Source organism: Pseudomonas trivialis, assembly GCF_001439805.1.
GTDB lineage: Bacteria > Pseudomonadota > Gammaproteobacteria > Pseudomonadales > Pseudomonadaceae > Aquipseudomonas > Aquipseudomonas trivialis.
On sequence record NZ_JYLK01000016.1, the window covers coordinates 66,777 to 80,978 of the forward strand.

Sequence of the window (14,202 nt, forward strand, 5' to 3'; positions counted from 1 at the left end):
GCGGTCGCCTGCTTGATTGGTAACCTATTTGTTACCTTCAGGCCGGCTAATGATTGAGATTGAAGAATACCGACGCGACAGCCATTCCCCGCCTATCCTCAAACCCTGCGACACCACACCAGCCTTTTTACTTATCCACCCCGTTCAGGCTAAATACCCGCCTGATCGCTTACCCCCACGGATTGTCCGCCATGGCCCGTCAACGCTTTGCACTTGCCTGGATCGCCTGCCTTGCAGTGCTGTTCAATGCGTTTGCAATGCCGCTGGCCAATGCGATTCAGCCAGCGCACGACCCGGTCAGGCAGCTGTTCTGGGGCGGGTTCTGTTCGTCCACTGGTGCAAGCGTCAACACCGTCGCCCTGGGCCAGCTGGAGATCCCGGCGCCGCAGCAGGACGATCACTCCACGATGCAGCATTGCTGGTGCTGCTCGGGCTCGGCGCCATGGGTGGCGCTCCCGGGGCATGTGCCGCAGGTGTACGTCGCTCGTTTTGAAACCTCCCAGGGCCTTTCACCGCCGTCGCCACACGCCCCAAACACGCGCCGTCAATGGCCGAGCCTCAACCCCCGCGCCTCTCCCACGGTCTGATTTGCTGCGCTCGTGAACTGCGTTCAAAACCGTTCTGGAGAACTGTCATGCTCAAATCTTCCCTGCTGCTGGCCGCATTGCTGATGCCAGTGTTCAGCGCCGCCAATGCCGATGACTACAAGGCCGGCGAGCTGCTGGTCAGCGACCCCTGGTCCCGGGAGCTGCCACCGAATGCGCCCACCGTCGCGGCGTATTTCGTGATCCATAACGACGGTAAAACCCCGGACCGCCTGCTCGGCGTCGAAACCCCCGTGGCCGACAAGGCCGAGTTGCATGAGCATGTGATGCAGGGCGACCTGATGAAGATGCAGCAAGTGACCAGCGTCGCGGTGCCGGCCAACGGCGAGCTGACCTTCGCGCCCATGGCATATCACGTGATGCTGCTGGGCCTCAAGGACCGCAGTTTGTTGGCCGATGGCAAGCACTTCCCGCTGACCCTGACCTTCGAAAAGGCCGGCAGGGTCGAGGTGCAGGTGTCGGTACAAAAGGCACCGCCCCACGCGCATAACCACGCCCAATAGGTCGCTGATCGATGGGCGCCCCTCGCGCCGGGTTGTCTGCACGCCACCGCCTGACACGCGGCGGCTGGGTCAGCCTGTTCGCCATGCTGATGATCTTTATCGGTCCGCTGATTTCCCAGGCGATGCCGATGAATCATCACGCCGGCATGTCCATGGACATGCCGGCACACCACGGCAAATCCCATCACCCTCAAGCCCCCGACGATCATCACGCACTCTGGGCAAAATGCGGCTACTGCGACCTGCTGTTCAGTTGCCCTGCCCTGCCCGGCGGCGTGTCCTGGGTCGCCCTCGACAGTCCGCCGCCGATAGCCGCCCTTACCCCCGCCCCGCGCCTGGGCCACGCCCGGCAAAGTACCTTCCCCGGCGCCCGTAGCCGCGCTCCGCCCGCTGCCGCGTAGGCCCTTCACACCCTGTGCTTCTAAAAAGCATCGGGAGCTGGCCCCCTTCGCACCTGTAAATGTGTGGGAGGGGGCTTGCTCCCGATGACGGCCCAAACGGCATCCAACATTCAAGGCTTGCGGAGCCCCTGATGACCCCCCAAAAAGTATCCTTCTACAACCTCGCCTGGCGCTGGCACTTCTACGCCGGCCTCTTCGTGGCCCCGTTCATGGTGCTGCTGGCCCTCACCGGCATCATCTACCTGTTCAAACCCCAGCTCGACCCGCTGATGTACGCCGACCTGCTCACCGTGCCCGCCGCCGAACACGCCCTGAGCGCCGACGAACAATTGCAACGGGCCAGGGCCGCCTACCCCCAGGCGACGATCAGCAAGTACCTGCCACCGACCGACGCCACCCGCAGCGCGCAATTCGTCATGCACAACAGCGGCCGCGAAATAACCCTGTTCGTCGACCCCTATCGCGGCAACGTGCTCGGCGAACAGGATGCCAAATACAACCTGCAAGCCATCGCTCGCGCACTGCATGGCGAACTGATGATCGGCACCACCGGCGACCGCCTGGTGGAACTGGCCGCCGGTTGGGGGGTGATGCTGGTGGTGTCCGGTCTGTACCTGTGGTGGCCGCGTGGCAAGTCATCGGCCGGGGTGCTGTGGCCTCGCCTCAACGCCAGGGGCCGCCTGCTGTGGCGCGACCTGCACGCCGTCGCCGGTTTCTGGGGGGCGGCGTTTTTACTGGTGATGCTGCTCAGCGGCATGACCTGGACAGGCTTCTGGGGCAAGCAATACGCTGACCTGTGGAACAGGTTCCCGGCAGCGATGTGGAACAATGTGCCGCAGTCCGACCAGCAGGCGCGCATCCTCAACACTGCCAGTCAGCAGACGGTGCCGTGGGCCATGGAAAACACGCCGATGCCGATGTCCGGCGACCATGCCGAACACATGAACCACGGCGCCATGCAGGCAGGCCCCGCCGCGCCCAGCGTGCGCCTGCAACAGGTGGTCGACCTGGCCACTGCGCGCAAGGTCGAACCCGGCTACAGCATCACCTTCCCCACCACCGCCACGGGCGTGTTCACGGTCTCGGTGTTCGCCGACGACCCGCGCAATGACGCCACCCTGCACGTGGACCAGTACACCGGCAAAGTCCTTGCCGATGTGCGCTGGCAACACTACAACCTGGCGGCGCGCGCCACCGAGACCGGCGTGATGCTGCACGAAGGCAAGATGTTCGGCTGGGTCAACCAACTGATCGTATTGCTGATCTGCCTGATGATTCTGCTCAGCGCGGTGAGTGGCGTGGTGATCTGGTGGAAGCGCAGGCCCGTGGGCGGCCTGGGCGTTCCGCCACTGCGCCATGACCTGCCGAAATGGAAAACCGCGATGCTGATCATGCTCGGCCTGGCGATTATTTTCCCGTTGGTGGGCGCTTCATTGATCGCCGTGTGGGCAGTCGATCGCCTGGTGCTGTCGCGTCTTTTTGCTCAAGGTGAATCCGCCTCAGGTTCTGCATGAAACCGGCGAGATGCCCAAGCCACAAGGCTTGTGTAGGCTGCGCGGACGTTAGTCACGCAGCCGATAAGTGTTAACTTATAACACTTTGTGCGTTATCGTTGCTCGCCGCGCCCTGCGGCGAGCACACCCCAGGAAGACTGATCGACCGATGAACACGTACCTAGCGTCCGGCCTGTGCCTGCTCGCCCTGCACAACAGCGCCCAGGCCCTGACCCTGCCCGCCAGCCCCGTCACCGCGCCCGCCGTGGATGACGAACGGGTCGACCTGAACACCCCGACCACCGCCGGCTCGCGCCTGAACCTCAGCGCCCTGCAAACCCCGGGCAGCGTCGAAAGCCAGACCGGCACGCAGATTCGCCAGCGTGGCGATGCCAGTGTGCAGGACGCCATCTCCCGTGCCACCGGCATCAGCCGCACCGGCTCGCCGGGCGACGGCGGCACCTCGTTGTCGGCCCGTGGTTTTACCGGCCAGGGTTCGGTGATGCAGCTGTACGACGGCAACCGCATGTACATGGGCATGGGCACCTCGACCTTCCCGGTGGACACCTGGTCGGTGGAGCGCGTGGACGTGCTGCGCGGCCCGGCCTCGGTGCTGTACGGCGAAGGCGCCACCGGTGCGGTGATCAATACCGTGCCGAAAAAACCGTTCGAAGGCGAAATCGAAAACCATATCCGCCTCGGCTACGGTTCCCACGACCGCCAGCAGCAAGCCCTCGACAGCGGCGGCTCGCTGAGCGACACCTTGAGCTATCGCTTGAACGTCAACCGCCTGCGCAGCAACGGTTTCATCGACCGTGGCGATTCGGCCAGCGACTTCATCAGCGGCGCGCTGCGCTGGCAGGCGGCAGACACCCTGAGCTTCACCCTCGCCAGCGACTACGGCGACCAGCAACCGCAAAACTATTTCGGCACCCCATTGATCAATGGCCAGTTGCACAAGGGCCTGCGCGACAAAAATTACAACGTCAGCAACGACACCCAGCACTACAACGACCAGTGGACGCGCCTGACCAGCGAGTGGCAGATCAACGACAGCGTCAGCGCCACCAACGCGTTGTTCTACCTGAAAAACCAGCGCCGCTGGCAGAACGCCGAGAACTACAACTTCACCAACGGCCAACTCACCCGCAGCGGCAACTTCGGCATCAAGCACAATCAGGAACAGGTGGGTGATCGCCAGACCGTCACCTTCAAGCACACGCTGTTCGGTCTCGACAGCCAGACCGTGACCGGCATTGAGTACAACCGCATCCGCTTTCGCCTGGCCAGCAACTCGCCGTTTGACGACACCTTTGCCAACGGCCAGCCCATCGACGTGAACCACCCGCAACCGGGGCCGTTTGCCAGCGCCGATCCGTTCGAACCGCTGTTCGCCACCACCACCAAAACCGTTGCAGGTTTTGCCGAAAACCGCCTGCAGCTCACCGACCAGCTTGCACTGGTCACCGGCATTCGCCGCGACTACGCCCACGTCGATCGCGATGATGTGCGCGATGGCAGCCAAACGGACAGAACCCTGACCGGTAATAACTGGAAGGCCGGGCTGGTGTATGCAATCACGCCGGACACCTCGGTCTATGGCCAGTACGCCACCAGTACCGACGGCGTCGGCGGCCTGATCTCGCTGAGTCCGGGCCAGCAGCAGTTCGACCTGTCTACCGCCAGACAAAGCGAAATCGGCATCAAGCAGGCATTCTGGGACGGACGTGGCGACTGGACGCTGGCGGCCTACCACATCGTGAAAAAGAAGCTGCTCACCGACGTACCCGGCAACCCGAACCTCAAGCAGCAAGTCGGCCAGCAATCCTCCAGCGGCCTGGAAGCCAGCCTCGACCTGCAACTGCCCAACGCCTGGCAACTGCAAGCCAACGCCGCCCTCGTGCGTGCGCAGTACGACGATTTCCAGCAGGACGTCGGCGGCGTGCAGGTATCGCGCGACGGCAACCGCCCGGTGGACGTGCCGCGCCGCACCGCCAACCTGTGGCTGAGCAAGGCCGTGAGCGATAACATCCGCGCCGGGGCCGGCGTGCGGTATGTCGATGCACGTTATGCCGACATGGCCAACCAGAACGAACTGCCGAGCTACACCGTGGTGGACGCCAGCGTGTCATGGAAGGCCCTGCGCAACACCACCCTGGGCCTGCAGCTGAACAACCTGTTTGACCGCACCTACGCCGTCAGCCAGTACAACGACGGCCAACAGTGGATCCTCGGCGAGCCGCGCTCGCTGTTCGTCACGGCGGACTACACCTTCTGACCGGCATTACACACAGCCCCCTCCCACCTTTAGACCCTGCACTGCACCTGAGAAAATTGATGACCGCACTGAGCCTCACCCACCTCACCTGGACCCCACGGGACCACGGCAGCTGTCATCACCAGTTCCACCTGTGTGACGCCAGCCTGCACGTCGCCGCCGGTGAGTTCGTGGGGCTCATAGGCCCCAATGGCAGCGGCAAGACCAGCCTGCTGCGCTGCGCCTATCGCTTCAGCAAACCGGACCAGGGCGACGTGCTGCTGCAGCACCAGAACGTGTGGAAGCAAAGCGCCAAGTGGTGCGCGCAACGCATCGCCGTGGTGCTGCAGGAGTTCCCCGATGCCTTCGGCCTGCGCGTGGATGAAGTGGTCGCCATGGGCCGTACGCCCCACAAGGGCCTGTTCGATGGCGACACCGTGCACGACCGGCAGTTGGTGTGCAGCATGCTCGAATCAGTCGGCATGCAAGGCTTCGAAGACCACGCTTTCGCCACCCTCTCCGGCGGCGAAAAACAGCGCGTGATCCTCGCCCGCGCCCTGGCTCAGGAGCCGCACCTGCTGATCCTCGACGAGCCGACCAACCACCTCGACCCGCGCTACCAGCTGGAACTGCTGCGCCTGGTCAAGCGCCTGCACATCGGCACCCTGGCCAGCATCCACGACCTGAACCTGGCCGCCGCGTTCTGTGATCGCCTGTACGTGATCGACCACGGCCGCATCATCGCCAGCGGCACGCCCCACGAAGTCCTCACCGCCGAACTGCTGCACGACGTATTTGGCGTGCAGGCACTGATCGACACTCACCCCTTGTCCGGCTACCCCCGGATCACCTGGATAACCCAACCATGATCCTGCGCTCCCTGCTGTCTCTCGTCCTGCTGCTCGGCACTGCCCAGGCGTTCGCCGAGGCCACCCATTACCCGGTGACCATCAAGAGCTGCAACCGCAACGTGACCTTTCAGGAAGCGCCGCAACACGCGGTCAGCCATGACATCAACATGACCCAGATGATGCTCGCCCTGGGCCTCAAGTCGCGCATGGCCGGCTACAGCGGCGTCACCGGCTGGAAGTCGGTCACCCCCGACATGGCCGCGATCCTCGATGGTCTGCCGGAGCTGGCGAGCAAATACCCGTCGGTGGAAACCCTGCTCAACGCCAACGTGGATTTCTTCTTCGCCGGCTGGGACTACGGCATGCGCGTGGGCGGCGACCTCACGCCCGCCACCCTGCAACCCTTGGGCATCAACGTGTATGAGCTGACCGAGTCCTGCGCGTTCGTGATGAAACGCAAGGCGGCGACCCTGGACGACACGTATAACGACCTGCGCAACCTGGGCAGGATCTTCGACGTGCAGGACCGCGCCAACGCGCTGATCGCGCAGATGCAGGCACAGGTCGCCGAGGTGCAAAAAGACCTGCCGGCCGACAAGCCTCGCGTATTCCTCTACGACAGTGGCGAAGACCGCGCCATGACCTCCGGGCGCCTGGGCATGCCACAGGCGCTGATCGCCGCCGCCGGCGGGCGCAATATCCTCGACGACATCGACGCCAGCTGGACCCGCGTCAACTGGGAAACCGTGGTGGAGCGCAACCCGCAGGTGATCGTGATCGTCGACTACAGCGAAATCACCGCCGACCAGAAGGAGCAATTCCTGCTCAATAACCCCGCGCTGCAAGGGGTGGACGCGATCAAGAACCAGCGCTTTATCGTGATTCCGTATGTGCAGGCCACGCCGGGCATCGACAACGTGCAGGCGGTGGAAACCCTGGCCAAGGGGTTCCACGGCGAATGATCAGCCGTCGCTACGCCCTGTTGCTCGCCGCCCTCGGTGCGCTGTTGCTGGTGTCCTGCGTGATCTCCCTGGGCTTTGGCCCGGCGCGGGTGCCGGTGGACGTGGTGTGGCGCATCCTGCTGCACAAGGCCTTTGGATTCGGCGAGGTGAACTGGCCGGCCGGGCAGGCGCATATTGTCTGGCTGATCCGCGTGCCACGCATGCTGCTCGGGGCGTTGGTGGGTGCGGGGCTGGCGCTGATCGGCGCGGTGCTGCAGGCGGTCACGCGCAACCCCTTGGCCGACCCGCACCTGCTCGGCGTCACGTCCGGCGCCACCCTCGGCGCGGTGATCGTGGTGCTGCATGTGGGCGAAATCATCGGTTTGCTGACCCTGCCCATCGCCGCATTCATCGGTGCGCTGGCGAGCATGCTGGTGGTGCTGGCGGTGGCCAGCCGCAATGGTCGGCTGGAGAGTGATCGCCTGTTGCTGTGCGGCGTGGCGGTATCGTTCGTGATGATGGCCGCCGCCAATCTGCTGCTGTTCATGGGCGACCACCGCGCGGCGTCGGCGGTGATGTTCTGGATGCTCGGTGGCCTGGGCCTGGCGCGCTGGGAGTTGCTCGCGATTCCCGCCGCCACCGTGCTGCTGGGCCTGCTGATACTGCTGGGCATGGCGCGGCCGTTGAACGCGCTGATGGCCGGCGAGCAGACCGCCGTAACCCTCGGGCTCAACGCGCGCACGGTGCGCCTGAAGGTATTTCTGGTGGCCTCGCTGATGACCGGCGTGCTGGTGGCCATCAGCGGCTCCATCGGCTTCGTCGGGCTGATGGTGCCGCACATTGCACGGCGCCTGGTTGGCGCCGAACACCGGCGTTTACTGCCGGTGTGCGCACTGCTGGGCAGCGTGTTCCTGGTGTGGGTGGATGTGGCCGCGCGCACCCTGATCGCCCCCGAGGACCTGCCGATTGGCGTGGCCACGGCGGCGATTGGCGGGCTGTTCTTTATCGGCTTGATGCGCAAGCGTTAGGGCCTTACAGCTCGTCCTTGTCGGGCACAAAACGACCATTCACTGCCGAAAAGTCATCCTCCACTTTACCCGTCTGCATCCAGAAGCTTCCCGAGAGAATCACCCGCAGTTCGCCGATGCTTGCAAGCTGCGTAACCACCGACGAAGGCGGCGGCGCACTGGAGGTATACCCCAAGGTTTTGGTCCATTTACCGACACTGTCGAACAGGGTGTACTCATCGTTACTGAACCGGGCCGTGTAACCGAGCAACGCCCCATCACGCGTCGACAGGTACACCCGTTTGACAGGCAACCCCTTGAGCTTGAGCACATGAAGGTAGAAGCCCAGTTCACGCCAGGAGACGAAGTACTGCCTGTAGTCAGCCTGGCCCGCCGCGTCCGGCTGGTCGAGTCCGGCATGAAACAGCAGGTGCGCGGCGCTGATCCGGTAGCCGCTGGGTAATGTCGGTAACGGCAGGGCGGGGCCGTTGGTCACGTGGGCCTGGGGAAACAACCGCTCGGCCACCGCCGAGGGATAGCCGTCGTCTTCCACCGGCAGCACCGGCAGGTAGCACTGGCCTGCCTGGCTCTCCAACTGGGCGCTCAAATACTGTTTGCCGGCAAATCCTCCCACTGACCAGTGGCTATAGCGTGCCGCGTCCTCGCCATGGGCATGAATCGGCCCCAGCGACAAACGGTTCTCACCGGGCGCAGGCACAGCCCGCGAACGCTCCGGCTGCCAGTCACCGTCGACCACGCCGACTCCCGGCCAGTTTTCGCTGGAACACAGCACCCGCAGGTCGCCTGCCGACGCCATACGACGAATGAAGTCGCGCGGGCTCAGCAGCCGAATACGCAGTATGGTCAGGTCGCGGTACTCGATAAAGCGCGCATTGCGCACCACAAACTTGAGCAACGCACCGTCGGCGCAAGAGATGTACAGCGGCAGGCTCGGGCGGCCCGGCACCGCATGCAGCATCGCCATTGCGTCCTTCAAATCAGCCGGCGAGAACAGTCCCAGGTAAATACGGTCGCTCCCGGCCAGCGGGCTTGAGGGATGAAAGTCAGCGTGCTGCGGCACACAAAAATACAGCCCGGCCAGCTCATGCCGGTAGGGGTAGCCGGCGTCGCTGAAGACCCGGCGATGGGCAAATCGGGCGCCGCCATCCGCCACCGCAAGGGTGGCGGTGAAGTGGCCGTTTTGCGCGGACTTGAGTAAATAGCCAAAGCTTAACTCGGAGCGCGTCGTGACCTGCCGGTGCGCGCACACGGCGGCATCGTCAAGCTGGGTGCAGACCGGTGTAAGTGCCGGATCATGTCGGGCCAGTGCATAGCTGCGACTTGGCAGGGCCGCCGAGGCAAACGGACTCCAGTCCGAAACCTGGCCCTGCTCGCCCCACATCGGGCTGCCATTGACCACTTGCAGGGTGTAGGTATAGGCCACTCGGTTGACGTACTCAATGGGGCTCAAATCACCAGAACGAAATTTGAGTTCAAGCGCCCCGAACAACCAATCGTGGCGGCCTTGCGGCTGGGTAGCCAGGTCCTGCGCGGTGATCAATCCCGGCGCCAGGCGAGGCACGGTCGACAGGCTGAGCAGCGATCCATCCGGCCCCAGCAAATACAGTTGCTGCCAGGAGGCTTGCGCGCTGATCGCCTGGGCCAGCGCCCGAGTGGAAAACATGTTGTTGTAGACCACCGCCTGCTCCGGCGTCAGCAGAAATGGCAAGTGCGTCGCAGGCTTGGAGTGGTAACACGCCACCACCGTGGTTCGCATGGGATGCAGCCCCAGCTCGGCCAATGTATCGGGCAGAATCCGCTTGAGATCAACGAGGTCATCGGGCACCACGGCAGGCTCGGTGGCCAGGAACCAGCCGTCGTCGCGCCGCAGTATCACGCCCGCGTAATAAACGCTTGCCGTCAGCGGCACCCGTCTTCGCACATAACGCGCGGCATCGTCCATCGACAGGAAGGCCGGGCTCAGGCGCCGCCGGGTGATGTGGGCGTAGGGCTTCCAGAGCGTGGTGACGTTGCCCAAACGGTCCCAGCAAGGGCTGTTACGGATCACCTGCAAGTCACCCGCCCGGGCCACATGTTGAACAAACCCGGTGGACGTAAGGGTGCCCAGCTCCAACTTGGCCTGGATGGTCTTCAACGTGTCACCCGAGCGCTGCTCATCGAACAGGGTCGTGGTTGACGATGAGCGGTAGCGCAGCAACGCGCCCTCCGCTGGCGCGATATACAACGCCGCCTGCGTGGCAGGCAGCGTAACGGCGCTGCTTAACTCGACGATCGCAGTGCGCATATCCTGCGGCAGAATAAAAAAGCGTTCCAGCGCCACGACCGCCGAGTCGCCCGCCCTGTTCGACATGTAATACATGCCGCAGCAGGCAAAGCCCTCCGGCACCGAATCAGCGGACGCCGTCTTGAGTGAAAGCAGCGGCGTCTTCTGCGTGGCGGGCAGCAGTTCGCTGGCCACGTACTCCTCGCGCCGGACATGTTTGAAGATAAAGGCGAAGTACTGCGTGACATAGCGTGGCCGCTCGCGCTGAGGCTGGCGATGGTAGAGGTCCAGGGCAGCCTCATCCGCGCTGTCGAAGAGCGCGCCATGGTTCAACGCGACCGGGCGCTGGAACTCCAGCACACGTACATTGGGGCCCCAGTCCACCTCGACCTTTTCCGCCGGCCCCCACAACGGTGTACCGCTCATCACATGCAGCGTGCCCGCCTCGGCGAGGCTGCGCACCACATCGGAAGGCTTGATCGAGCCGGCCTCGAGCTGTTTGGCGACAAGGCTTTTGGCGCCCGTGGCTTGCGGCTGCCATTGCTCGCGCCAGGCGCTGCCGGTCTCGCCAGGCCGAAAGCTGATCAAGCTGTCCTGGGTGCCCGACAAATACCCAGGCAATCCCGACTGCAAAATCGCCGCGACGTCCTGGTCGGTGAACATCTGCCCATATAACTCGGTCTCCTGATGATGCCACTTGAGCCGCTTGAAGGCCGTCAGATCCTGCGTCGACAATCCGGCGCAGGAGCCATAGCGGCCTGCCAGGTGGTGCCCCGCGTGCAACGCAATCGGCTTTCCCAAACGGTCCTTCGGGTACCAGCCTTCATACAGCAAGGGCCGCACAGGCGCAGGCGCGGGTTCGGTGACGACAAACCGGCCGTCCTGGCGCTGCAGCACGAAACCGCCGAGCATCTGATCCCTGCGTGCACCGATACTGGCGTGGGCGTAGCGCACCGCATCGTCAGCGCACAGGAACGGGCGACTCAAACCCGGCAAGGCAAACCCGGCATAGGGTCGCCAACCGCTATCGACCACACCGGCGCGGTCCCACAGTGCGCTGGTCTTTTCCACCGTCAGCTCACCGGCCTCGGCCACTTGCTGTACAAACGCGCGGGTCAGCAACGCGCCGCTGTGCAGTTGAGCCTGCTGACCATTGTCGGTGACCGTGCCGTCACCCGCCACGACCAGCAGCCTGGACTCGGCGGCCGAGCCGGAGAAGCGATAGCGCAACAGCGCCTCATCGCGCAGCCGGATATACAGCGTAGCGCCCAGGGTTGATTGCTCGGTGGGGGCAAAGCGACGGAACTGTGCGATGTGATAAGCCAGCTGCGCAGGGCTGATGAAGTTCTTGTACAGCCAGTCCTCCAGTGCCGGGTACTGACCCGGCAAGGGACGCGCATGAATATAGAAGCTGTCCACGTGGTAATCGGGAGGCAACCCAGGAAGTTGGCCGAACAGCGTTTGGGCGGACACCGCTTCACTGGCGATATAACTCTGTTCAAGGGTCTGCTGCAGGATCAACACCTGCTGCCTGGCGCCCGGCTGGCGCTGGATGCGGCTCCAGGCATGCTGCAGCGCCAGCTCACGCGAAGCAAATACCGGTCCGCAAGCCAGGGGCAGCGGTTTGCTCACGAACGGCTGAAGCGGTCGCCAATTGCCGGGCACCCCACCCACCGAGCCGCCCCACGACGGGCTCGATTGCAGGAAGGTCAGCGTACCCACCTCGGCGAGTTTCTTGAACGCGCCCTCCAGCGTCCCGTCATGGGCATGGGGCGAGTCCCAGGCCCCCTGGGTTTCCAGCCAGTGCACATAGCCTTCGGCTGCCGGTGTGTCGTGGGGTTGAAACTTGAGCAGCGTGCCGTCCGGCCCGGACAGATAGGCCAGGCCGAATCGCGCGCGCTCTCTGAAGTTGAAACTGATGTCCGGCTCGGAATAAAAACTGATGAACGCCTTGACCTGGGGCTGCGACCACGCGGGGTTCAGTCTGGACGTAGCGGCCACGTTGTCCGGGTGGGAATGCAGGCTGGCGACGATACGATAATTGGCCGGGTTTACAAAATCTTCGGCAGGCCCTGCGCGGTCCAGCAGTTGAGTCCAGTCAAAGGTGGTAGCTCGGCCGGGGACCGGTGTGCTGGCAACGAACAACTCATCGTCCAGCCGCTGCAAAATCACACTGCCGTATTCCAGCGTGGCGTTGCGCGGGATGTGTTCGTGCACATGGCGCGCCGCGTCATCGGCACTGATAAATGCCGGAGTGAGCGCGCCAAGGGTGGCGCGCTTCTCCCGCGATAGGGATTGATCCATGATGGAGGCCTCGGAATGTCAAACGGTTAAGTCATTCATCCTGCCCCCTCAGCGCCCGCGCAGGCGCTACATAGTACTCGCGCGCCATTGTGGCGCGCCGCCGCGCACCACCTGCGCCACCCGCCCGCTTGTGGTGCGCGACGGTGCCCTGCACGGGGTCCGGACCAGTGCTGCACGCGGTCACGCGACTAGGCACACCCCTTGCAATGTCTCCTGCATCTGCCCTTACAACACCAACAGGTTCTCGGAGATTGCACCATGAAGCGTCGCAGCTTGATCAAGGCTTTCACCCTTTCCGCCTCCATCGTCGCCATGGGCCTGACCTGGACCGTGCAAGCCGCCGAGACCATCAAGGTCGGCATCCTGCACTCGTTGTCCGGGACCATGGCCATCTCCGAGACCTCGCTCAAGGACATGGCGCTGATGACCATCGACGAGATCAATGCCAAGGGCGGCGTGAACGGCAAGATGCTGGAACCGGTGGTGGTCGACCCCGCGTCCAACTGGCCGCTGTTCGCGGAAAAAGGCCGTCAACTGCTGACCCAGGACAAGGTCGCCGTGGTGTTCGGTTGCTGGACCTCGGTGTCGCGCAAATCGGTATTGCCGGTGTTCGAAGAACTCAACGGCCTGCTGTTCTACCCCGTGCAATACGAAGGCGAAGAAATGTCGCCGAACGTGTTCTACACGGGTGCAGCGCCGAACCAGCAGGCAATCCCTGCCGTGGAGTACCTGATGAGCGAAGAAGGTGGCAGCGCCAAGCGCTTCTTCCTGCTCGGGACCGACTACGTGTACCCGCGCACCACCAACAAGATTTTGCGTGCGTTCCTGCATTCCAAAGGCGTGGCCGACAAGGACATTGAAGAGGTCTACACCCCGTTCGGCCACGCCGATTACCAGACCATCGTCGCCAACATCAAGAAATTCTCCGCCGGCGGCAAAACCGCCGTGATCTCCACCGTCAACGGCGACTCCAACGTGCCGTTCTACAAGGAACTGGCCAACCAGGGCCTGAAAGCCACCGATGTGCCGGTGGTGGCGTTCTCGGTGGGCGAAGAGGAACTGCGCGGCATCGACACCAAGCCGCTGGTGGGCAACCTCGCCGCCTGGAACTACTTCCAGTCGGTGGAGAACCCGGTGAACAAGAAATTCGTCGCCGATTGGAAGGCCTACGCCAAGAAGCACAACCTGCCGGGCGCCGACAAAGCCGTGACCAACGACCCGATGGAAGCCACCTACGTGGGCATCCACATGTGGGCGCAGGCGGCGGAAAAAGCCAAGTCCACCGACGTCGACAAAGTGCGTGAAGCCCTGGCCGGCCAGACCTTCGCCGCGCCGTCCGGCTTCACCCTGACCATGGACAAGACCAACCACCACCTGCACAAGCCAGTGATGATCGGCGAGATCCAGGCCGACGGGCAGTTCCAGGTGGTGTGGCAGACCGAAGAGCCGATCCGCGCGCAACCATGGAGCCCTTACATTCCGGGCAATGACAAGAAGCCGGACTATGCGGTGAAGAGCAACTAAAACCCCACCACAGGTTAAAAATGTGGGAGGGG

Annotated in this window: 10 protein-coding genes; 9 read left to right on the forward strand and 1 reads right to left on the reverse strand. The window is 63.7% G+C overall.

From position 1 onward, the window contains the following. Nucleotides 1-191 precede the first annotated feature (191 nt). From TU79_RS20460 to TU79_RS20495, 8 genes are all read left to right on the forward strand, one after another. Nucleotides 192-587, forward strand: a complete 396-nt coding sequence (locus TU79_RS20460) for a DUF2946 domain-containing protein (protein ID WP_057009700.1) — start codon at nt 192-194, stop codon at nt 585-587. Nucleotides 588-634: 47 nt separating this feature from the next. After that, on the forward strand, nt 635-1,108 hold the full coding sequence (locus TU79_RS20465) for a copper chaperone PCu(A)C (RefSeq protein WP_057009701.1): 474 nt from the start codon (nt 635-637) through the stop codon (nt 1,106-1,108). An 11-nt stretch (nt 1,109-1,119) separates the two neighbouring features. After that, complete coding sequence (locus TU79_RS20470) at nt 1,120-1,509, forward strand: DUF2946 domain-containing protein (RefSeq protein WP_057009702.1); 390 nt, start codon at nt 1,120-1,122, stop codon at nt 1,507-1,509. Between the two features lie 131 nt (nt 1,510-1,640). Beyond that, a complete protein-coding gene (locus tag TU79_RS20475) occupies nt 1,641-3,023 on the forward strand; it encodes a PepSY-associated TM helix domain-containing protein (protein ID WP_057009703.1) in 1,383 nt (460 codons plus the stop codon). Between the two features lie 148 nt (nt 3,024-3,171). Then, nucleotides 3,172-5,280, forward strand: a complete 2,109-nt coding sequence (locus TU79_RS20480) for a TonB-dependent receptor (protein ID WP_057009704.1) — start codon at nt 3,172-3,174, stop codon at nt 5,278-5,280. Nucleotides 5,281-5,339: 59 nt separating this feature from the next. Then, nucleotides 5,340-6,128 (forward strand): ABC transporter ATP-binding protein, encoded by a 789-nt coding sequence (locus TU79_RS20485; RefSeq protein ID WP_057009705.1) that lies wholly within the window; start codon nt 5,340-5,342, stop codon nt 6,126-6,128. Then, nucleotides 6,125-7,072 (forward strand): ABC transporter substrate-binding protein, encoded by a 948-nt coding sequence (locus tag TU79_RS20490; RefSeq protein ID WP_057009706.1) that lies wholly within the window; start codon nt 6,125-6,127, stop codon nt 7,070-7,072. The genes TU79_RS20485 and TU79_RS20490 overlap by 4 nt, the downstream gene beginning before the upstream one ends. Beyond that, nucleotides 7,069-8,079, forward strand: a complete 1,011-nt coding sequence (locus tag TU79_RS20495; protein ID WP_057009707.1) for a FecCD family ABC transporter permease — start codon at nt 7,069-7,071, stop codon at nt 8,077-8,079. The genes TU79_RS20490 and TU79_RS20495 overlap by 4 nt, the downstream gene beginning before the upstream one ends. Before the next feature lie 4 nt (nt 8,080-8,083). On the opposite strand, the gene TU79_RS20500 is transcribed toward TU79_RS20495, so the two are convergent. Beyond that, on the reverse strand, nt 8,084-12,646 hold the full coding sequence (locus TU79_RS20500; RefSeq protein ID WP_057009708.1) for a hypothetical protein: 4,563 nt from the start codon (nt 12,644-12,646) through the stop codon (nt 8,084-8,086). A gap of 258 nt (nt 12,647-12,904) precedes the next feature. Between TU79_RS20500 and urtA the strand changes: the two genes are divergently transcribed. Then, nucleotides 12,905-14,170 (forward strand): urea ABC transporter substrate-binding protein, encoded by a 1,266-nt coding sequence (gene urtA, locus TU79_RS20505; protein WP_057009709.1) that lies wholly within the window; start codon nt 12,905-12,907, stop codon nt 14,168-14,170. Nucleotides 14,171-14,202: the final 32 nt, after the last annotated feature.

Bases quoted from the DNA above. Each gene is read 5' to 3' on its own strand.
- TU79_RS20460 (WP_057009700.1), top strand. From the start codon at position 192: ATGGCCCGTCAACGCTTTGCACTTGCCTGGATCGCCTGCCTTGCAGTG.
- TU79_RS20465 (WP_057009701.1), top strand. From the start codon at position 635: ATGCTCAAATCTTCCCTGCTGCTGGCCGCATTGCTGATGCCAGTGTTC.
- TU79_RS20470 (WP_057009702.1), top strand. From the start codon at position 1,120: ATGGGCGCCCCTCGCGCCGGGTTGTCTGCACGCCACCGCCTGACACGC.
- TU79_RS20475 (WP_057009703.1), top strand. From the start codon at position 1,641: ATGACCCCCCAAAAAGTATCCTTCTACAACCTCGCCTGGCGCTGGCAC.
- TU79_RS20480 (WP_057009704.1), top strand. From the start codon at position 3,172: ATGAACACGTACCTAGCGTCCGGCCTGTGCCTGCTCGCCCTGCACAAC.
- TU79_RS20485 (WP_057009705.1), top strand. From the start codon at position 5,340: ATGACCGCACTGAGCCTCACCCACCTCACCTGGACCCCACGGGACCAC.
- TU79_RS20490 (WP_057009706.1), top strand. From the start codon at position 6,125: ATGATCCTGCGCTCCCTGCTGTCTCTCGTCCTGCTGCTCGGCACTGCC.
- TU79_RS20495 (WP_057009707.1), top strand. From the start codon at position 7,069: ATGATCAGCCGTCGCTACGCCCTGTTGCTCGCCGCCCTCGGTGCGCTG.
- TU79_RS20500 (WP_057009708.1), bottom strand. From the start codon at position 12,646: ATGGATCAATCCCTATCGCGGGAGAAGCGCGCCACCCTTGGCGCGCTC.
- urtA (WP_057009709.1), top strand. From the start codon at position 12,905: ATGAAGCGTCGCAGCTTGATCAAGGCTTTCACCCTTTCCGCCTCCATC.